The organism is Pseudomonas sp. A1230, assembly GCF_044218825.1.
In the GTDB taxonomy this organism is placed as follows: domain Bacteria; phylum Pseudomonadota; class Gammaproteobacteria; order Pseudomonadales; family Pseudomonadaceae; genus Aquipseudomonas; species Aquipseudomonas iridis.
The window spans coordinates 3,473,259-3,492,737 of the sequence record NZ_CP162582.1 but is presented as its reverse complement, the minus strand read 5'-3'; the positions used below and the strand labels follow the sequence as shown (position 1 = coordinate 3,492,737).

At 56.8% G+C, this 19,479-nt stretch carries 19 protein-coding genes and 1 pseudogene; 7 read left to right on the top strand and 13 right to left on the bottom strand.

Features of this window, described 5'->3' with window-relative positions; genetic code table 11:
• Positions 1-216 precede the first annotated feature (216 nt).
• Positions 217-1,839: a methyl-accepting chemotaxis protein gene (locus AB4P97_RS16420; RefSeq protein WP_115146163.1), complete on the top strand. Its 1,623-nt coding sequence runs from the start codon at positions 217-219 to the stop codon at positions 1,837-1,839.
• Positions 1,840-1,975: 136 nt separating this feature from the next.
• Here AB4P97_RS16420 and AB4P97_RS16415 read toward each other — a convergent pair whose 3' ends face one another.
• Both AB4P97_RS16415 and AB4P97_RS16410 read right to left on the bottom strand, forming a co-directional pair.
• Complete coding sequence (locus AB4P97_RS16415) at positions 1,976-2,281, bottom strand: PepSY domain-containing protein (RefSeq protein ID WP_042560568.1); 306 nt, start codon at positions 2,279-2,281, stop codon at positions 1,976-1,978.
• Positions 2,282-2,420: 139 nt separating this feature from the next.
• Positions 2,421-3,548 (bottom strand): glycerophosphodiester phosphodiesterase, encoded by a 1,128-nt coding sequence (locus AB4P97_RS16410; RefSeq protein ID WP_395601354.1) that lies wholly within the window; start codon positions 3,546-3,548, stop codon positions 2,421-2,423.
• A gap of 222 nt (positions 3,549-3,770) precedes the next feature.
• Here AB4P97_RS16410 and AB4P97_RS16405 point away from each other — a divergent pair, with 222 nt between their 5' ends.
• A complete protein-coding gene (locus AB4P97_RS16405) occupies positions 3,771-4,097 on the top strand; it encodes a DUF2025 family protein (protein WP_115146165.1) in 327 nt (108 codons plus the stop codon).
• 133 nt (positions 4,098-4,230) lie between these two features.
• On the opposite strand, the pseudogene AB4P97_RS16400 reads toward AB4P97_RS16405, so the two are convergent.
• From AB4P97_RS16400 to AB4P97_RS16380, 5 genes and pseudogenes are all read right to left on the bottom strand, one after another.
• Positions 4,231-4,317: pseudogene (locus AB4P97_RS16400) on the bottom strand (antibiotic biosynthesis monooxygenase); the annotation flags it as partial.
• Positions 4,318-4,389: 72 nt separating this feature from the next.
• Positions 4,390-4,920, bottom strand: a complete 531-nt coding sequence (locus tag AB4P97_RS16395) for a DUF1003 domain-containing protein (RefSeq protein ID WP_042560565.1) — start codon at positions 4,918-4,920, stop codon at positions 4,390-4,392.
• 183 nt (positions 4,921-5,103) lie between these two features.
• Positions 5,104-6,423, bottom strand: coding sequence for a methyl-accepting chemotaxis protein (locus tag AB4P97_RS16390; protein WP_395601353.1), 1,320 nt, complete (start codon positions 6,421-6,423; stop codon positions 5,104-5,106).
• Between the two features lie 177 nt (positions 6,424-6,600).
• The gene (locus AB4P97_RS16385) at positions 6,601-7,677 is read right to left on the bottom strand and encodes a diguanylate cyclase (protein ID WP_395601352.1); all 1,077 of its coding nucleotides are present in this window, start codon (positions 7,675-7,677) and stop codon (positions 6,601-6,603) included.
• Positions 7,678-7,832: 155 nt separating this feature from the next.
• A complete protein-coding gene (locus tag AB4P97_RS16380) occupies positions 7,833-8,441 on the bottom strand; it encodes a TetR/AcrR family transcriptional regulator (RefSeq protein WP_395601351.1) in 609 nt (202 codons plus the stop codon).
• A gap of 215 nt (positions 8,442-8,656) precedes the next feature.
• On the opposite strand from AB4P97_RS16380, the gene AB4P97_RS16375 reads away from it, so the two are divergent.
• Positions 8,657-9,712 (top strand): MBL fold metallo-hydrolase, encoded by a 1,056-nt coding sequence (locus AB4P97_RS16375; protein ID WP_115146167.1) that lies wholly within the window; start codon positions 8,657-8,659, stop codon positions 9,710-9,712.
• A 67-nt stretch (positions 9,713-9,779) separates the two neighbouring features.
• Here the strand turns inward: AB4P97_RS16375 and AB4P97_RS16370 are convergent, their stop codons facing one another.
• Together AB4P97_RS16370 and AB4P97_RS16365 are read right to left on the bottom strand one after the other, a co-directional pair.
• On the bottom strand, positions 9,780-10,097 hold the full coding sequence (locus AB4P97_RS16370; protein ID WP_395601350.1) for an XRE family transcriptional regulator: 318 nt from the start codon (positions 10,095-10,097) through the stop codon (positions 9,780-9,782).
• A 93-nt stretch (positions 10,098-10,190) separates the two neighbouring features.
• A complete protein-coding gene (locus AB4P97_RS16365; RefSeq protein WP_395601349.1) occupies positions 10,191-10,958 on the bottom strand; it encodes an AraC family transcriptional regulator in 768 nt (255 codons plus the stop codon).
• A 112-nt stretch (positions 10,959-11,070) separates the two neighbouring features.
• Between AB4P97_RS16365 and AB4P97_RS16360 the strand changes: the two genes are divergently transcribed.
• The 3 genes from AB4P97_RS16360 to AB4P97_RS16350 all read left to right on the top strand — a co-directional run bounded on the left by AB4P97_RS16360 (position 11,071) and on the right by AB4P97_RS16350 (position 14,066).
• Positions 11,071-11,886: a sulfite exporter TauE/SafE family protein gene (locus tag AB4P97_RS16360; RefSeq protein WP_395601348.1), complete on the top strand. Its 816-nt coding sequence runs from the start codon at positions 11,071-11,073 to the stop codon at positions 11,884-11,886.
• A gap of 178 nt (positions 11,887-12,064) precedes the next feature.
• The gene (locus AB4P97_RS16355; RefSeq protein WP_115146171.1) at positions 12,065-12,739 is read left to right on the top strand and encodes a DUF6933 domain-containing protein; all 675 of its coding nucleotides are present in this window, start codon (positions 12,065-12,067) and stop codon (positions 12,737-12,739) included.
• Between the two features lie 130 nt (positions 12,740-12,869).
• Positions 12,870-14,066: a hypothetical protein gene (locus tag AB4P97_RS16350; protein WP_395601347.1), complete on the top strand. Its 1,197-nt coding sequence runs from the start codon at positions 12,870-12,872 to the stop codon at positions 14,064-14,066.
• 3 nt (positions 14,067-14,069) lie between these two features.
• Here AB4P97_RS16350 and AB4P97_RS16345 read toward each other — a convergent pair whose 3' ends face one another.
• The gene (locus AB4P97_RS16345) at positions 14,070-15,059 is read right to left on the bottom strand and encodes a hypothetical protein (protein WP_395601346.1); all 990 of its coding nucleotides are present in this window, start codon (positions 15,057-15,059) and stop codon (positions 14,070-14,072) included.
• A 108-nt stretch (positions 15,060-15,167) separates the two neighbouring features.
• Here AB4P97_RS16345 and AB4P97_RS16340 point away from each other — a divergent pair, with 108 nt between their 5' ends.
• Positions 15,168-16,325, top strand: a complete 1,158-nt coding sequence (locus AB4P97_RS16340) for an HNH endonuclease (RefSeq protein ID WP_395601345.1) — start codon at positions 15,168-15,170, stop codon at positions 16,323-16,325.
• Here the strand turns inward: AB4P97_RS16340 and AB4P97_RS16335 are convergent.
• The 3 genes from AB4P97_RS16335 to AB4P97_RS16325 all read right to left on the bottom strand — a co-directional run bounded on the left by AB4P97_RS16335 (position 16,322) and on the right by AB4P97_RS16325 (position 19,292).
• Positions 16,322-16,879, bottom strand: coding sequence for a Bro-N domain-containing protein (locus AB4P97_RS16335; RefSeq protein ID WP_395602952.1), 558 nt, complete (start codon positions 16,877-16,879; stop codon positions 16,322-16,324). The two genes, AB4P97_RS16340 and AB4P97_RS16335, sit on opposite strands and share 4 nt — an antisense overlap.
• A 350-nt stretch (positions 16,880-17,229) precedes the next feature.
• Positions 17,230-18,480, bottom strand: a complete 1,251-nt coding sequence (locus tag AB4P97_RS16330; RefSeq protein WP_042560552.1) for a ribonucleotide-diphosphate reductase subunit beta — start codon at positions 18,478-18,480, stop codon at positions 17,230-17,232.
• A 551-nt stretch (positions 18,481-19,031) separates the two neighbouring features.
• Positions 19,032-19,292 carry a DUF2790 domain-containing protein gene (locus AB4P97_RS16325; protein ID WP_042560551.1) on the bottom strand — a complete coding sequence of 87 codons (261 nt, stop codon included), beginning with the start codon at positions 19,290-19,292 and terminating at the stop codon, positions 19,032-19,034.
• Between the last annotated feature and the right edge of the window lie 187 nt (positions 19,293-19,479).

Here is a 19,479-nt window from a genome sequence, read left to right as displayed (position 1 = left end):
ATCGCAATGTCACATGACGTTTGTGTGACAGCTAAATGACGTCAAATCAAAGTGTTACCGGTGGTCGGGATTTGTTCAAGAAGCACTCTGGCGCGCCGATCTCAGGTGAGTTAGGTTGCGCGCCACTGGCCGTTGGCCAAGGTTCGCCGACAGGGACGTCCGGCAATATTTCACGCCTTTTGCTGGCGTGCCTCATCCCTGTCCTGAGTATCTGCGATGCTGCAAAAATCCCTGAGAGCGCAAATTCTCGCCCTGCTGAGCGGCAGCCTGCTGGCGGTCTTGTTGATCGCGCTGGCGTGTTTCCATTTCCTGTCGAATGGCGTGCAAAGCTACAGCCAATTGATTGCCGGCCCGTTGCACACTTCGCAATTGATCGATGAAGCCAACCTGCAATTCAAGGTGCAGGTACAGGAATGGAAAAACGTCCTGCTGCGTGGCAAGCAGCCGGCGGATCTGGCCAAGTATTGGAGCCAGTTTGAAGACCGCCAGCGCGATGTGCAGAGAATCCTCGGCGAACTGGCCAGCCAGAAAGGCATCGAGCCAAGCCTGAAAACCCGCATCGAACGCTTGCAGGAAGAGCATCGTCAGTTGGCAGGCGCCTACCAGAAGGGCCGTGATGCCTACGTCGCCGCGGGTGGCGATTCTGCTGTCGGCGACGCCGCTGTCAAAGGTGTCGATCGCGCTGCCAGCGATCAGATGAGCGAGCTGGTCGCCGAATTGCGCAAGCAGGGCACCGAGCAGTCGGCGCTGATCAGTGCTGATGCCGATCGCACCGTATGGCTGGGGCTGTTGGTGATGCTCGCTTCGGGTCTGTTGATCGGGCTGTTGAGCCTGTGGCTGGTCAACCGCAACCTGATCGAACCGATCCGCAAACTCATCGACTACGTCACCCAACTGAGCCGCGGCAAACTGGCCGAGCGTGTGGTCAGCGACCGTCAGGATGAGCTGGGTAACCTCGCCGCCGCAGCCAATACCCTGCGCGACTTCCTCGCTGATACGTTCACCCGTTTGCAGCGCAGCGCCAGTGATCTGGACAGCGCCAGCGGCGAATTGAACGCCATCGCCACGACCATGGCCGGCGGCACCAACGAGCAGTTCAACCGCACCGACCAGGTGGCCACGGCGATGAACGAAATGTCCGCCACCGCCCAGGAAGTCGCGCGTCACGCCGCCGATGCCGCGCGAGCCGCCGACGATGCCGACCAGTCCGCCCAGCAGGGTGAAAAGGTCATGCAAAGCACCATTCACTCCATCACGCTGATGCGCAGCGAAATCGCCAACACCGCCACGGTCATTCGTCGTCTCGAAACCGACAGTGGCCGCATCGGCAAAGTGCTGGAAGTGATTCGCGGCATCGCCGAACAGACCAACCTGCTGGCGCTCAACGCCGCGATTGAAGCGGCGCGCGCCGGTGAGGCCGGGCGCGGTTTTGCGGTGGTCGCTGACGAAGTGCGCAACCTGGCGCAGCGCACGGCGGAGTCGATCATCGAGATCAACCAGATCATTCAGAGTGTGCAGACTGGCGCGATAGACGCGGCGCAAGCCATCGATAGCGGCCAGACCCGCAGCGACGAAAGCGTTGAGCAAGTGACGCAGGCAGGCGCCATGCTGGAACGCATCACCCACGCGGTGGAAGCGATTCGCGACATGAACCGTCAGATCGCCACGGCCGCGGAAGAGCAGACGTCGGTCGCCGAGGACATCTCGCGCAACCTGACCGAAATCACCTCGATTGCCAGCACCAACCTGGACAACGTGCAGCGCACCGAAAGCGCCAGCCAGAATCTGCACGGCCTGTCCGGGCAACTCAACGAAGTCACCGCCCGCCTGAGCGCGTGACGCCATTTCCCCTCACCCTGGCCCTCTCCCGGGGTGAGGGGGGACGATCTTTCTTGCGACACATCATTCAGGCCAGACCCCAGACGTAAAAAAGCCGCACGATCTTTCAATCGTGCGGCTTTGGTTAAACGGTGTATCAAGTGTCTTGCTTGTTGCTCAGCACTTTGCCGGTGGTGGCGTCGAAGTCGACATCGAACTCTCTGCCATCAGCCATTTTCAATTCAACTTCATACACGTAACCGTTGAAGTGGTTGTCCAGGTCAGTGTCAGTGATGGTTGCACCCGGGTGCAGTTTCAATGCCTCGGCGTTCATCGACTCCAGCGACTTGATCTTGCCAGACTTGACCAACTCAGGGATCTCATCAACGCGAACATCAGCCTGAGCGATACCAGCGGTGAGGGTCAGGGCAGCAGCGGTAAACAGGGCAGTCAAAGTTTTCATCGGTTCGTTCCTTGGGTAAATCGTTTAAGTGGGCTCAGGTTAACCACCGCAACTTAACTCACCCTTAAAACCCCGCATCGTTCGCAGATTGCTCTTGTGGGAGCGAGCCTGCTCGCGATGCGGATACCTCGTTAACTGATCAGAACCCGTTGTTCTTCAACACCTGATCAACACTACCGGCCGCCGGGCGTTTGTAGAACTTCAACAGTTCACTGGCGCGGTTGGTGAAGATGCCGTCGACGCCTGCGGCCATGACTTTGTCGAAGTCCACCGGTTCATCGACCGTGTAGACATGCACCAGCATTCCTTGGTCGTGGGTGTACTGGTTCATCCACGGTTGCACCAGATCCGAATAGCTCTGGTCGCCCCCTTGGGTGAGCTTCGCCGAAGGGCCTGTGCCGATAGCGCCCTGAGCCTTGGCGTAATCAACCCATTTTTTAAATTCAGCTTCGGATTTCGGCTCCTGCTTGCCGTAGAAAGCGTTTTTGTCTTTCTCACCGGACTCGGCAAACGTCACCTTGGATTTCGGCTCGATGCTGCCTTCGCCGACCCACAGCAGCAGAATCTTCGGCACCTGCGGCATTTCCTTTTGCAGCAGTTCGAGGCTGTTTTTCTCGAAGGTCTGCAGAATCACCTTGCCTTTGCCCTGACCGACACCCAGCGCACTTTTCGCCAGTTTCGAGCCGGCCGGGCTGAGCCAGCCGCGATCCTGCAGTTTCTCCTTCAGGTCTTTTTCGAGGCCGGGGAACAACTGCGGCTCTTTGGTCTCGATGTACAGGCCCGGTTTGTGCTGCGGATTGGCTTGGGCGATGTCGATGACTTCATCGAGGGTGAGGATTTTCAGCCCGGCGTAGGACGGGCGCGCGCGGTCCGGGTATTTGGTGTTGTACCAGGTGCCGGCATCGAGGGTTTTCAGCTCGGCCATGGTGAAGGCGTTGGCCGGGCTGTCCTTGCGATCCGGGAATTTGCTGGCAACGTCGGTGGTGCGCTGCAGATTATCGTCGTGCAGCACGAACAACACGCCGTCCTTACTGCGTTGCAGGTCCATTTCCAGATAGTCGGCACCGAGGTCACGGGCCAGTTTATAGGCGGCAGCGGTGGATTCCGGTGCATCGAAGGACGCGCCACGGTGAGCGATTACCGCCGGGTGCGGGATGCCGTGAGCTCCAGCCACGGCGTTCGGATCGCTGTGCGTGGCGGCATGCGCCTGACTGAAGCCGAGCAACAGGCTCAGCATGAGGGCGCTTTTGGTGAAAGTGGCGGGCATGGTCGAGGTCCTTTCGCAGGGCATTTTAAAAGACGTACCTTTTAACAACTGAATCGATTGCATGCTATCGCCAGACCGACATAAACCTATTAAAAGCGATATTTCCTGCACTTTTGTGGTGCTGTTTGCAGTACGCTTGCCCTCGGCAGACGTCCCGGCAGAGGGCGCGCCGTTCAGTTGTCCTGCGTGTAAACCATCGATCAACATTTCGTGAGGTTTACCATGCGCATCACCTCCCAACTCATCTGCCAGGCGGCCGACGACCTCAAGGGCTTTGTCGGCCTCAACCGCAAGACCGGCCAGTACATTGTGCGTTTCAGCGAAGACTCATTCGGCATGGACGTAGCGGATGACGGCATTATCCCGACCAGCGAATTCGTCTGGGCCCCGATTTCGCCAACGACCATGACGTTGAAGCGTGAGCTGATTCAGCTGCTGCTGGATCAGAATATCGATGACCGGATCAACATCACTGAGCCGTTGCGGGTGTATATGAGCAAACGTGAAGTGCCGGAGATTGAAGCGGTGCGGAGTTTGGTGCGGGGCTGAGGTTTTTGCTGTTGCTGTCAGGGCCTCATCGCTGGCAAGCCAGCTCCCACAGGTACGGCGTGGTCTTCAGAGCAACACCTAACCTGTGGGAGCTGGCTTGCCAGCGATGGGGCCTGTGAGTACATCGCAATACTCACTGGCCAAATCGATATTCTCGCTCCACCCGACACACCCGCGTATGAAACGCCGAATACCAGATCGACCGCCCACGCTGCTGAATAAATTCCGTAGATCGTGGCCATCATGCGCTGGGCGGTCACGTGAACCAGGGCGAGCCTTGCGTTTGCCCTGATCAGCGCTGTGGGTTCTGGCACACGTGAGCGTGCAACTCGCTGGTCAGGCCTTCGATGCGCTCCGTGAGGTTTTTCGTCATTTCGGTAAGGCGGGTGTTTTGTTCAAGCAACGCCAGCAATTGCGCGGAGTTCTTCGCCGCCTCAGCCTGACGTTCGGTATTGGCCTGTGCCAGCGCTTCACGGTGCTGCGCGTCGGCGTCGGCCTGCGCTTTGTCGCGTGCGGCCTGACGGGTTTGTGCGAGCAGGATCAGTGGCGCGGCGTAGGCCGCCTGCAGGCTGAAGGCCAGGTTCAGCAGGATGAACGGGTAGACGTCGAATTGAGTCACGCCCCAAACGTTGAGGCCGATCCACACCGCAACAATCAAGGTTTGCGCGCCAAGGAACAGCGGCGTGCCGAAGAACCGCGCAAAGGCTTCGGCGCGCAGTGCGAAGGCGTCGTTGCCGAAAGTCGTGTTCAGGTGGGCGTGGGGCCGATGAAAGCGCAGGTGATCGATGGGGGCGGGGGATGTTTCGGGTTTTTCGCTATTCATGGTGTGCTCGGCAGGACTTCGGACGTGCCGTCACTATAGCTCTGCGTTGTGGCGGCCGGCCTCTTCGCGGGCAAGTCCGCACAGGTTCGGCAGTCGTACACAGCATGTGTGATTGACTCATTCCCTGTGGGAGCGGGCTTGCCCGCGAAGGTCGCGGCTCGGTCTATCGCTCCAGCACGACCCTCAATTGGGCGCCCGCTCATTGGCAAACATGCTCACCGCCTGCACCGCTTCACTGGCGCCATCACGAATCTGCAAGATCACCGTACCCGCCTGATCCGCCAGTTCCACGCCCTGGGCCGCGCGATCGCGGGTGCCGTCCATGCTCTTGATCGCCTGGCGGGTTTCGCTCTGGATCAAACCGATCATGTTGGAAATTTCCGCTGTGGAGCCGCTGGTACGCGCCGCCAGTTGCCGCACTTCATCGGCCACCACCGCAAAACCACGGCCCTGTTCACCGGCGCGAGCCGCTTCGATGGCTGCGTTGAGCGCCAGCAAATTGGTCTGGTCGGCAATCCCGCGAATGGTGTTGACGATGGCCGTGATCTGCTCCGAGCGTTCACCCAGGTGGGCGATCAGCGTCGAAGACGCGGCAATGTCTTCAGCAATTTCGCGCATTTCGCTGGCCGCTTGTTGAATGACCTGAGTGCCTTGTTCGGCGACTTTCCGCGTCTCGACCGAGATGTGATAGGCGGCGCTGGCACTGCGTGCGTCTTGCTCGTGCTGTTCGACCCTAGCGGTGACGTCCGAGGCGAATTTCACCACTTTGCACAAACGGCCGGAGGCGTCGTAAACCGGGTTGTAATTGGCCTCCAGCCAAACGGTCTGGCCGCGCTTGTCGATGCGTTCGAACTGGCCCTGAAAGAACTCCCCCTGATTCAACCGTCGCCAGAAATCCTGATACGCGCTGCTGTTGACCAATTCTGCGGTGCAGAACAAACGGTGATGTTTGCCTTTGAGCTCGGCGAGTGTGTAACCCATGCGCGTCAGAAAATTCTGGTTGGCCGTGATAATGCTGCCGTCGAGGTTGAATTCAATCACCGCCATCGCCCGGTCGATCGCCTCCAACTTGGCGTTGGCCTCGCTTTCCTGCTGCACCTTGGCCGTGACGTCCATCGCGTACTTGACCACTTTCACCACGTGCCCGGCGGCATCCTTGATCGGGTTGTAACTGGCTTCGAGCCAGACCGATTCGCCTTTGCTATTGATGCGTTCGAACGTGCCGGACTGAAATTCACCTCTTTTCAGGCGTGACCACAACTCGCTGTACTGAGCACTGCGGCCAAACTCAGGCGTGCAGAACAGACGATGGGGTTGGCCAATGGCTTGTTCGGCGCGGTAACCCATGGTTTTGAGGAAGTTGTCGTTGGCGCTCAACACCACTGCGTCGAGATCGAATTCGATCACCGCCATGGAGCGGTTGATTGCATCGAGCAGGCCGTTCTGTTGAGTGAGGGTCTGTTGAAGGTCGTCGAGGGCTGATTTGTGGCGATTGAAAAACATGGCGCATACCTGGAAGTAGGGGAAGACGGGGTTTTGTCCCTGTTTCCGCGGGGCAGACCAAGCTGAGGGTTATTGGCATTGGCTGCAAAGTGCCAGCATCCAGGCTGACCAATGAATCTTATACAGACTTATAGGTTCTGTACAAGAAACTGCTGCTTCGAAATTGTACGAACGTGCTCAGATGCCAAGCAGACTGGCGTCATTTGAGGCCGGATCGCTCATCGCCACGCCGATGGTGTTGCGGCCGGCATGCTTGGCTGTGTACAGCGCCTTGTCGGCGGCATCCAGCCAGACAATCGCATCGCAATAGGAGGGCTGGAACTGCGCCAGACCGATACTGAGGCTGACCCGTAGTTGTGGCACATCGGGATGGCGATACTGATCCAGCGCCTGGCGTAGTTGCTCCATCAGTGCTTCGGCCTTGTACAACGGCAGGTTCGGCAGAATCACGCAGAACTCATCGCCGCCGTAGCGCCCGGCCGGTTCATTTTCGACCAGCAGACGTTTCAACTCGCGACTCAACTGTTGCAGCACGGCATCGCCGACGATATGCCCGTAGCTGTCATTGATGACCTTGAAATGATCAATGTCGATCAGCGCCACAATGGCTTGGCTGTTGTGCTGGTGACATTGTTGAAACTTCAGGTGCAGCACATCTTTCCAGGACCCGTGATTGAGCAATCCGGTCAGGCTGTCAGTGCGGCTCAGGGCGCTGAGCGCGCGTTTGTGTTGGGCCAGTTTGATCGCCAGTTGGTAACAGACCATGCCCAGTGCCAGCGGATACAGGGTCAGCATCGGCAAGCAGGCCAAGACCTGGATTTGCGTCATGATCGGGTTGAATTTGAAGCCCAGCAGCATTGCGCTGAGCAGCACGCCGGCCACTTGGGCGAGAGCGCCGAAGACGAACAGGCGACGGCCACCGGCCGCGACATTGTTCATGGTCATCATCGACAAGACGGTCACGGTGGCCAGCGGATTGAACTGGAAACACGCGACCCAGAAGCCGCCACACAGCGAGTCGTACAACAGGTTGCGGCGTTCGGCCTGATAGGGAAATGCCGAGTGGGTCGACATTTGATAGGCCACGTGCGGCCAGAAAAATCCGTTGAACACCAACAGCGCCCATAGCCAGGTCGGCGTGCTCAGCGGATACAGCGCCGCGGCGACGCTGAAAAAACCGACACCCAGCCCAATGGCGCGTGGCAGGTAAATACGTCTGGAGAATGACAAGCCTTTGCCGCGTTGGTTTTCCATGATGTCCTGCGCCAGATCGCCCTGAAATACTTTGCAGTATTTTTATCGAATTGACCGTTCGTCGGTCATTGGCGGACATTGTCATTTATTCCAGCGGAAATAATCAGTGTCCTTTCGAGCCATTTGATTTGGGGTATGCGCAGGGGATGGTCGATCTAGAGCTGATAGTGCGCCAGAAACATCTCCAGAGCCGATTCGGCCACGGTGTTCTGCATGGCCTCATCAAGCGGTGGCCGCCCCATGGAAATCTGTGGCCAAAAGCCGAACGACTTCAGCAGACCCTGCAACTGTTGCGCAGCAAAATCCGCATCAACGGCTTTCAACCGGCCATCTGCCTGGGCGGCACGAATCCATACCGTCAGGCCTTCTTCCCGCTCTCCCATGCGGGCCACCATGTTCTGCGCGCGTTCCGGGGAGTGAATGGTCGCGGCAATTGCCACGCGAGCCAGGCTCAGAAAATTGTCATCAGCCAACAATTGCAGTTTGGCCAACAACATCAGCCGCAACTGATCCCGCAGCGGCTGATCGGCTCGGTAAATGACCGACTGCTCGGCGCTGATCCGCGCCCACAACTGGTTGAGAATTTCGGCGAAAAGCTCTTCTTTGCTGGGGAAATGGTTGTACACCGTGCGCTTCGACACACCGGCAGTCGCCGCGATTTTGTCCATGCTGGTGATCTCGAAACCGTTGGCACGGAATTCAGCAATCGCCGCTTGAATGATGGCTTCGCGTTTGCGGTCGGTGAGGCGCTGTGGAGCTGTCATAAGTACGCTTCGGCAGGAAAAGGGTGAAGTTACACTTGGCAGTTTACTTGTCATCTCGTTTGATGCAACCTAGAAACTACACCGTCGAGTGTAATGTTGCGTTAATCCTCGCAACCTAAAAACAGACCGTTCGGCTGATGCGTGCGTGCTTTGGCCATTTATCGTCCCACCGAGGAAAACCGTGAATCGCGCGGGTTTTCTGGAGTCACTCAGTCATGGCCAATCCAGTTTCCGTTCCGGATAAAACATCCACGCCTGAAGCCTCTCGACAGGATCAGGGGCTGTTCCGCAATCATGCGCCGGTGCAACGCGAAGGTGTGCGCAAAATGCTGCGGATCATGTGGAACATGATTTTCCACAAACCGAGCAACACCCGACCTGCTGCGGCAATCCCGGTGCAACCGCTTACCCGTGAAGATCTGCTGGCAGCGCCAAACCACAGCGTTTTTCGTCTCGGCCACTCGACTCTGTTGCTGAAGATGCAGGACAAATTCTGGATCACCGACCCGGTCTTCGCCGAACGCGCCTCGCCCGTGCAATGGGCCGGCCCAAAGCGTTTCCATCAACCACCGATCAGCCTCGACCAGTTGCCACCGATTGAGGCCGTGATCCTTTCGCACAACCACTACGACCACCTCGATTACGAGGCGGTGCTCAGGCTGGCGGTCAAAACCAATCTGTTCCTGACCCCGCTGGGCGTCGGCGACACGCTCATCAAGTGGGGCATCGACGCGAACAAGGTGCGCCAGTTCGACTGGTGGCAAGGTACAGAAATCGCCGGTGTCCGATTCATCGCCACTCCGTCGCAGCACTTTTCCGGTCGTGGCCTGTTCGACGGCAACAGCACCTTGTGGGCGTCATGGGTGATGATCGACGGCGATACACGAATCTTCTTCAGCGGCGACAGCGGCTATTTCGACGGCTTCAAACGCATCGGCGAACAGTTCGGCCCGTTCGACCTGACATTGATGGAAACCGGCGCCTATAACGTCGAATGGCCGCATGTGCATATGCAACCCGAACAAACCCTGCAAGCCCACATCGACCTAAAGGGCCGCTGGCTGTTCCCGATCCACAACGGCACTTTCGATCTGGCGATGCATGCGTGGCATGAACCGTTCGACCGGATACTGGCGCTGGCCTGGGAGCGGAGCATTTCGATCACGACGCCGCAAATGGGGGAGGCGTTCAACATCAGTCAACCGCAGCGCGGCAATGCCTGGTGGTTGGGGATTGAAGGGGAGAGTGAGGGAGTTGTGCAAAACGCCTGATCCCCTTCAGTCAGTGCTGAAGTTGATTTTCGTGGTGACGAGGAATCTATCCCGTCGCCACAAACCCTCACTCAGCCATCGCATATTCCCCATGCCCTGCTGATTCCGAAGTCATCGCGTTCAAACTCGCACTACGGCCCGGCGCAAACCCGGGAAAGAACACCAGCCCCCGCGACTCAAACCGGTAGGCCAACGCCAGGCGTGCCGCATCCGCCACTTCTTGCTGCGCTTCAAACCGTTGAATGTCGCCTACCGAAACTTCAGCCTCCCGCGATAGCTGTTCCACGCTCCAGCCCAGCATTACTCTGGCCTGCACGCAGTGCGTCGGGGTGAACTGGAAAAGGGCAATGCGTTCGAGGATGTGGTTCATCGCAAGAGAGGCCATGGTGTGCTCCGGGCTCAAGAGTGCTGATTGAAAATGTACTGTGTTTTTGTACAGTTGTTTTCAGTCGGGATCAAACGCATTTTTTGATTTTGCCTATTTTGCCGCCTCCAACCAGACGGACGGTGGCTGACCGAGGATGCGCCGGAACATCGTCGAAAACGCTGCGGGGCTTTCGTAGCCGAAGTCCAGGGCGATCCGAGTCACCGTTTCACCCGCCGCCAACCGTGCCAGTGCGAGCACCACGCAGGCTCTTCGCCGCCATTCGCTGAAGCTCATTCCAGTCTGCTGGCGAAACACTCTGTTGAAGGTCCGTAAGCTTATGTGTAACTGCTCGGCCCAATGTTGTGGCGACTGATGGGCGTTGGGCTGATGCAGAAAGTTCTGACACAGCGCGAGTAGTTTTCCGTCGTTCGGCAACGGAATGTGCAGGGGCAAAGGAGCACTGCGTGTAACTTCGTGCAGCAACAAATCGATCAGCAAACCGTCTCGCCCACTCGGGTCGTAGGCCTGCGGAACCTCCACCGCTTCCATGAGCAGATGGCGCATTAACGGTGACACGTCGATAACCTGACAGCGTTCGCCCAAATCAACCGCTCCCGGTTCGATGTACAAACTTCGGGTACTCACCCCAAGCATCAACACCTCATGCGCCACCCCCGGCGGAATCCACACCGCCCGTTGCGGCGGCACCACCCAGTTGCCGTCATGGGTGCTGACCTGCATCACTCCCGTCGCGCCGTAGAGCAATTGCGCTCGACGATGCGTATGAAATGGCAGCAGATGGCCGTGGGAATAATCCGTACCGATCGCCACCACCGGGCGCGGTGTGTCATCCAGCAAATTGATTGAAACATTGCGCATCGAACGGCACTCAGCGGTTGGCGTAAACGCAAATATTATTGGCTGATTTGCTGAAGCAGGCCAATCCATGTCGCTCTATCGTCGACCGCTCCCCATCACCGGAAGACGCGTCATGTTCTACCTCCTGCTAACCCTCTTTGGCTGCCTGACCGGCATCACCGCCGTACTCTTCGGCTTCGGTGGCGGCTTCGTCGTTGTGCCGCTGCTGTACCGCATGCTCACCGCCAGTCACGGGGCCGACGACCCCATCGGCCAATCAGCGATGCACATTGCCGTCGCCACTTCGACCTGCGTGATGATCGTCAACGCTCTGATAGCCATCGACAAACACCGCCGCGTCGGCAATCTCATTCGCGATTACCTTTGGCCGTTGGGCGGGTTCATCGGATTGGGCGCGATCCTCGGCGCGATAGCGGCGGTATGGGTCAGCGGCGAAGTCATCCGCTATGCGTTCATCGCCTACCTTGGCGTGACCATCGTCGATTGCCTGCTGCGACGCGGATTTCTCACACACGCTAAAGACGTAGTCCCACGCCGATTGGGCAGGATGGAAACGTCCGGCGGCGGTGTAGGCATTGGCGCTATCGCGACGTTTCTTGGCGTAGGAGGAAGCGTCATGACCGTGCCGCTCCTGCGCCGCAGCGGGTTGAGCATGTCGCAGGCGACGTCCATGGCCAATCCGTTGAGCGTACCGGTGGCAGTGGCCGGGACCCTGACGTACATGGCGCTGGCCGGTTTCAGCGAGACAGATCTAGGGCCATGGTTTATCGGGTATGTGGATTTGCTGGCGTTTGCGCTGTTGACGGTGGGGTCGTTACTGGGGATTCGATTGGCGACGCGATGGATCGGGCGGATACCGGATCGGGTGCATGCGTGGGTCTATATTGGATTGTTGATAGTCGTGATGCTGGGGATGGTGATCAGATGAGTGATTATTCGGCTCAGCTCAGGCAAAGGTCACGGCGCGGTGAGGAAGCGATCGGTTCTGAGTGATGAGATGCGTGAGAAAATCTCGTACGCTGTACGCCAGCCTTTCGGAATTGAATGGGCAGAAGAAATCGAACGCGATGATTGAACATCGTTAACCGTCTTAGCAGAGAACCAGGATGTTGATCTTCAATTGCACCGAGGCTGCCAGCAAGTTCTTCAGCCGCATCCATAAGGGCAAAAAGATTTCGCCCGTGGATAACAAACCGCCGTCGCCGGCCATCGAAGACGACGAGGCCAGCAGATCTGTAGAGCAGTGGCTAGTCCATGCGATCACTGTGCAACGTAAGCACGTATTGTTTGTTATCCATGTGAAAACCCGTTACTGCATGGTCTTCGCCGATGCGAAAAAGGCTGACGCAGAAGGTTTTGTTGCCTGGTTTGCTGATCGCTGGCGTGAAGGCTTGATTCGCGATGCGATCAATCATGGTCTTATGGATTGGGTCGATGCCGGCATCATGCCGGAGCGTATGGATCAAAGCTGTCGCGAGTACAGGTTTTATCGGCGCAGCCATCGCAGCGCACAAAAACACATTGATGAAATCGCCTGGTATTTCCAGGGCAGTGCAGCTGAGTGGGGCTGTTTACCACAAGGTGAACGTGCAGCCATTGGTTTCGATGCCGCGATGAATGACACGCCCAGGAGCAGCAAAGGCCAGAAAGATACGTACTGGCCAAATGTCGAAATGGTCGCTCACTGGTTACGTGATTATTGCGCTGTTAATGAGGCGGGTATCAAACGTGCCTTGGAGCGACGACTGGCGGCGTGGCGAGAGATCGAAGCTTTTCATTAAGCGCCAGGGTGAGGCCGAAATGTGCGGTTGCACTCGATTCTCTGGTTTAGCCTCGCCATAATCCGCCCCGACTTTAACCGCGCCGGCGTGCAAACACCGGCGCCGCCTCCGCCTCTTTCAAGGATCGATCATGCTCAAGGGACTGCTGCGCCTGGCGCCATACGCCGCGGCGCTGTTCACACTGATTTCCGCCGCCCATGCTGAAGATGGCCGACGCGTGTTCACCGGTACGTTGGGTAAAACACCGATTGTGGTGGAGCTCAATACCACGCAGCCGGACGAAGTGAATGGCCGCTATTTCTACGAGAAATACCATCGCGATCTGGCACTCAGCGGCTCGTTGCACGAAAGCACTTTGACGCTGGTAGAAGGTGAAAACCGCTATGGCGAAGATGAGCCGTTACCAACTTTGAAGCTGGAAGAAACCAGCAATGGCTGGCAGGGCGAATGGCAAAGTCCACAGGGTAAAAAACTGCCGGTGAAGCTGGCTGAGGCCAAACTCCCAGCGCCGACCTCAATGACTTTGCCATTTATTGCCACGCTGCCCCAAAGTGCACCGTATGAGTATTTGCGCCTACAGGGACTTAAGCTCAAACCCGCGAAGAAAGAAAACTTCATGGGCTACGACCTGCAATGGTGGACTGAGCCAGAGTCGAAGATCTCCTTGTTCAGCGTGGAATCCGGTTTACCAAAAGATGACCTTCGGCGGGTCAATCAGCAGTTGCTCGGCAGGTTGTGGCGCGAGGTGATCAGTTATCACGGTTGCCTGCTGCAAGGCGGCGTGAACACCGACTTCATGCAACAAGCAGAACCGAAGATGATCTCGCCAGCGGTGGTCAGTCTTAACATCTCCACCAGCTATTACTGTGGCGGTGCACATCCGGACTTCGGCGATTCACCCCTCAATATTGATGTACAAACCGGCCATCCGCTGTCTTTGGCAGACGTGTTATGGGTCGGAGCGGGCAAGCCACTGTCACATGCCGACCGCGACAGCACAGGTGACCAGCCGTTGAGTGCTTCGGAAAGTGAAGCGTATTCAACTTATCAGCGCGAAGTGCTAGTGCCTTGGCTGATCAAGCAGTTCACCACGCTTTACCCCAATGAAATGAAGAAACCAGCGGAGGACGACGACAACGCTTGCGACTACAGCGACGAAAGCATTTGGGGATACTCACCCTGGTACTTCACCACGAAAGGTCTCTATCTCGGCCCTTACTTTGCTCGTGTGGCCCGCGCTTGCGATGCGCCAGACTGGTCGATCCTGCCGTACTCCGTCGTCAAACAACACCCCGGTGCCGTCAACCTGCAACTGCCCCAGGGCTAACCGTCACTCCAGACCCGGCGCTTCACGAATAATGAAGTGATCCAGGTTCTCGATATTGGCATTGAAGACCTCGAAAGGCTTTTCGGGGTTCTTCTTGCCCGGAACCTGCTTCAACTCCGGCGTCACACCATAGAAGAAACAGAACAATGCCTTGTCGCTATCAGCAGCGTGCTTGATCTCCTCCAGAAACGCCTTGCGCTTGCGGTAGTTGTCGATCAGCTTCTTGTTCAGATAAACACTGACCGCATAAGGCTTCTTCTTACTGTCCTCCGGCTTCTTGAACCAGACCTTGTCTTCGAAATCGATCCGGAAACTGGCGCCGCTGTGAAAGTCTTCAATCTTCTTGATCCGCCCCCAGTAAATCAGCCCCTTGTTGTCCGTCAGATACTCAATCTTCTTGAAGAACGAACTGTACGGCGCCGAGTGTTCGCCGACCTTCAACGGCATGCGCTTGAGCAAATCCTTGTCGGCGAAGTTAGAAACAAAGCACTCCACCGGATGCGCGAAAACGCTGGTCTTGTCCGGCGCCGACTCGCGACTTGCGGACTCTTTACCACTGTCCGCCGTCACTCGTACCGGATCATCGCGCAACACATCCGCTTCTCCCGCGGGCGCGACAGGCTTGCGCACATACTCACGCCGCGTCAGCAACAACTCCGATGGGAAGTGCTCCTCGCGACCGTCATCCGCCTCGCCATCCGCCGTTTCAACACCCGAGGCTGAAGCTTTCAAACTCACATACGGACAACCCGCCACATGCTGCGTCGTGGGCAGATTCTTGAAGTGCGGCGTGCGCACGTAATTCACATTCTTGGCGTTGAACGTACCCAACTCGTTGGAAGCCTCGAACGCCGAACGACAGGCATCGTTGGGGCACTGGAAATGTTCTTTTGCGGAATCGAACGCCACCGTCTCATCGAAATTGAGATCGCGAACGTCATAGATCGACAACTTGTCGTCGAGGCTGAGGCAATAGGCGAGATCGAATTTCATGGTGGGGCTCGGATCCTTGAGTGGGGGAGGGTGTTAATAGTGGGAGGCGAGTATGGCGCACGCTTGAACAATTAGTGGCTCTTCGCCCTGTCACGTATTGAAACCCTTTTGCTGTTTAGCGACTATAGGAATTTTCCTACAGACGTTGGCGAAAAAGGGGCAGCTCCCGTGGCGATCAAGGCGGTTTCGAAGGAACGAATAGTCAATGCGATGCTGGAGTTTGATCATAAATTCCGAGGCAAGCCTGATTGGAGGGGGTGGGAAGACAACCAAGCTCACCGTTACGCCGTTCACGCGGGCGGTGAACTGTATCCAGCGAAGAAGATCGTCTCCTTGGCGACAGGAGTTGCAGTCGGTGAATTCTCCGGGGGGCATCCGACTAACAGTTACCTAAAAAAGCGCGGTTTTAATATTGTGGAGTTGCCGCGTGGCGAAGGCGAACCAGTGCTTCAGTTCACGCAGGGGGCTGTTTACGATCGAATAACAGAGATCAATGGACCTTTTGGCGGAAGCCGACAAAACGGCATCGCAAGCTCCAGAACCTACCCTGTGATTTTTTTGTTCACCGGTGATAGCGGTAAGCAATACGGGTATGCCGATGATTGGGAACACGGTGCTTACCTTTACACCGGTCAAGGACAGCGCGGGCCGATGACTCTGAGTAGCGGCAACCGAGCCATTGCCGAGCATGCCGTGAATGGCCGAGCGCTGCATATGTTCAGATCGCTCGGTAAGGGTGAGGGCTACGTTTATGAGGGCGAGTTTTCTTGTGCCGATATGTTTGAGCGCACCCAGCCGGATGTGAACGGCGAAGCTCGGACGGCGATAGTTTTTCGGCTAGTTCCTGTGGGCCTTGCAAATGGAGTGTTTGAGTCTGAGATAGATGATGAGAACGTGGCTGACCTTCCTGGCTCTCTGGAGGCTGCGCGTTTGGTTGCGCTTGCTGCATGCAAGCCTGACAGTGATGATCTAAAACTATCTGCTCCGCGTAAGATTTATCAGCGCAGTCGAAAGGTTGCGCACTATGTGTTGATGCGTGCCCAGGGAGCATGCGAGAGCTGTCAACGACCGGCCCCTTTCATGAAAAAGGATGGCACACCCTACTTAGAGCCTCATCACGTAAACCGTGTTTCCGATGGCGGTTTGGACCATCCACGTTACGTGGCGGCCGTATGTCCAAGTTGCCACCGGGAAATTCATTCTGGAGCGCACGGAGCGTTGGTGAATGAGAGGCTCAAGCGACGGTTGGAAGTAATTGAAAGCTAAGAGCTCCAATCATTCATGCACTTTCCGTATCTACGTCTCAACGATTGAAACGCCTGCGCCAATCGCCTCCATAAAGACGTGGTTCCGGCGACGCCGCGCTGTGGCTGGCCGCTCAACAGATAGGGCATGTCCCGCAGCCGAATCCAACCTTCGTTCTGCCAATGCAACAGACTCAACGACATCTCCGGCCAATCCAACAAACTCAACATCGGCCGATCTGAATGGCCTAAATGTTCAGCATCGCGCAAGGCCGGCACCACCTGATGAGTCAGCCACTCACGCAACAATCGATTCCCCGGAACGTAGTGATACACCAATAGCGCGTAGACGCCGGACTCGCTGAGCATCAGTTGTTTTTCGGGTTGCCGGAAATACTCAATCCACAAAACGCGACGCTGATCCTTGTCCAGTTTGTTGACCATGCGCTCGCTCAGATGAACACCCATCAAACGGCCGATATCGCGAGCGCAGAACCATGGTTGGTTTTCGAGTAGAAGGGCATGAAGAGCGAGGTTGTGGCGAGAGAAGACGGTTACAGAAAAAGGATCGGGCATATCCATGACCTCTACATTTAGATATTGGAGAGCCTGGCCCCAACGTAGAGTGGACTTAAGAAATCCCAACGAGCAGGCAATCACCACTGACGACGTGTGCGTCTGTGGGTTGACCATGCTTTCTACGTTGGGCGTTTCTTAGGCACCTGCGGTTGAGCTTAGAGGTGCTTGTGGAGCGTATCAATGCGGAAGCGGCTGTAACTGCTGTAGGAGATTTAGCGCTCGGATGTAGGGATGGAAACGGATTACCCATCGCCCATAAAAAAGCCCCGATTAAATCGGGGCTTTTTGCTTTCTCGACTTGTCGACTCAGACCGCAACCGTCAAATCGTGGCGAGCGAGACTATTAGTTAGTCCCAGCTCAGAGCACCACCAGTTTGGTATTCGATCACACGAGTCTCAAAGAAATTCTTCTCTTTCTTCAAGTCCATAATCTCGCTCATCCAAGGGAACGGGTTAGTCGTCCCTGGGTACTCTTCCTTCAAACCGATCTGGCTCAGACGACGGTTAGCGATGAACTTCAGGTAATCCTCCATCATCGCCGCGTTCATGCCCAGTACGCCGCGAGGCATGGTGTCACGGGCGTATTCGATCTCCAGCTGCGTACCCTGCAGGATCATCTGGGTCGCTTCTTCCTTCATTTCGGCATCCCACAGGTGCGGGTTTTCGATTTTGATCTGGTTGATCACGTCGATGCCGAAGTTCAGGTGCATGGATTCGTCGCGCAGGATGTATTGGAACTGCTCGGCGACGCCGGTCATTTTGTTGCGGCGGCCCATGGAGAGGATTTGGGTGAAGCCGCAGTAGAAGAAGATGCCTTCCAGAACGCAGTAGTAGGCGATCAGGTTGCGCAGCAGCTCTTTGTCGGTTTCGACGGTGCCGGTTTCGAACTTCGGATCGGAGATCGAACGGGTGTATTTCAGGCCCCAGGTGGCTTTTTTCGCGACCGATGGGATCTCGTGGTACATGTTGAAGATCTCGCCTTCATCCATGGCCAGCGATTCGATGCAGTACTGGTAGGCGTGGGTGTGGATCGCCTCTTCGAAGGCCTGGCGCAGGATGTACTGGCGGCACTCCGGGTTGGTGATCAGGCGGTACACGGCCAGGACCAGGTTGTTGGCAACCAGCGAGTCGGCGGTGGAGAAGAAGCCGAGGTTGCGCATCACGATGCGGCGCTCGTCGTCGGTCAGGCCTTCCGGGTTTCTCCAGAGGGCGATGTCGGCGGTCATGTTGACTTCTTGCGGCATCCAGTGGTTTGCGCAACCGTCCAGGTACTTCTGCCAGGCCCAGTCGTACTTGAATGGCACGAGTTGGTTGAGGTCGGCGCGGCAGTTGATCATGCGCTTTTCGTCAACGGCGACGCGGGCGGAGGCGCCTTCGAGTTCGGCGAGGCCTTCGGCGACGTCGAGGGAGTTCAGTGCAGCCTTGGCGCGGGCCACGGCAGCCGAATCACTGGCCGTTACGGCCCGTGCTTCGAGGGCGGCGGCACCGCCGGCGCTGTCGAGGCGGTCCATGTTGGCTTCGGTAGCGTGGCCGGCGTTGGCGCCTTTCACTGCTGCTACTTCACTGTCTTCTTTGTCGAATTCGTCCCAGCTCAGCATGACGTGTCGTCTCCTGCGTGAGGGCCTGTCGCCCGTGTGAAACCTGATGGTTGGTTTTTCACACGGCCATACAGACCGCGTTGGATCTAAAGGAATCGTTTTTTGCAGCAGCTATACGCAGGCAATAAAACAGAATTTTGTTCGGGGTTCCGAGAGCCTCTGACGGGCGCAATCAGCGTTGAACGATGCTGCGGGGCTTCAGACTGGCTTTTCATCCCTGTAAGGGAATATTGCTGTCCCGATTAGGGCGGCATTATAGGGAAAAAAACACGGCTGTGCTGAGGCGAATCCGCACATGGAGCGGTCGAGGAGGATGGTTTTTCGAGGAGAGTGAGGGTTTACAGGGCTTTGCCGGGGAAAGATTTTTTTTTGGAAAAATATCGCAGTTGTGGATTTGATCAAAAAACGTACAAAAAATCGCGGTTTTCACTACATCTAGTGTTTTGCAACCCTTTTGAACGACTTCAGACACAACTGAGCCCGACCGAAGTCGGGCTGGAATCGACCCTCAATGTTGCGCAGAGCGGTTCAATTCGGTGCAGTCTCAATCATCAATTGGTGCAGCCGTTGCCCATCACGCTATAGCGCAGGATGTGGCGCTGGCCTTTGGAGTCGTCGTACTCCATTTTCGCCGGTACCACTTCGCAGACATTGGGAATCTCGCTCATGGATACAACGTTGGCGATGTCCAGGTGGGTCGAGTAGGTGTATTCCTCGATGATCGGTTGTTGCTGTGCGACATCAGTCGGGACCTCGTCTGCCATGGCGGTTACGCACAGACTGCTGAGGGCCAGAACCAATAAAGCTTTCATTTCAAAGTTACCTTTTTGAGGTCGAGTGGGGTCACGCAACCTTTTTGGGGTTGCGTGTGGAGCTTGAGTATTTGATGCATTACCTGGAGAGCTGGATTAACGGCCTTCGTGGGGGCTGTAACGTTGTTAATCGCGTTTGCCGTGTTGGCGAAGTGAATTTTAGGGAGGTAGGGCGGGGGTAAACAGA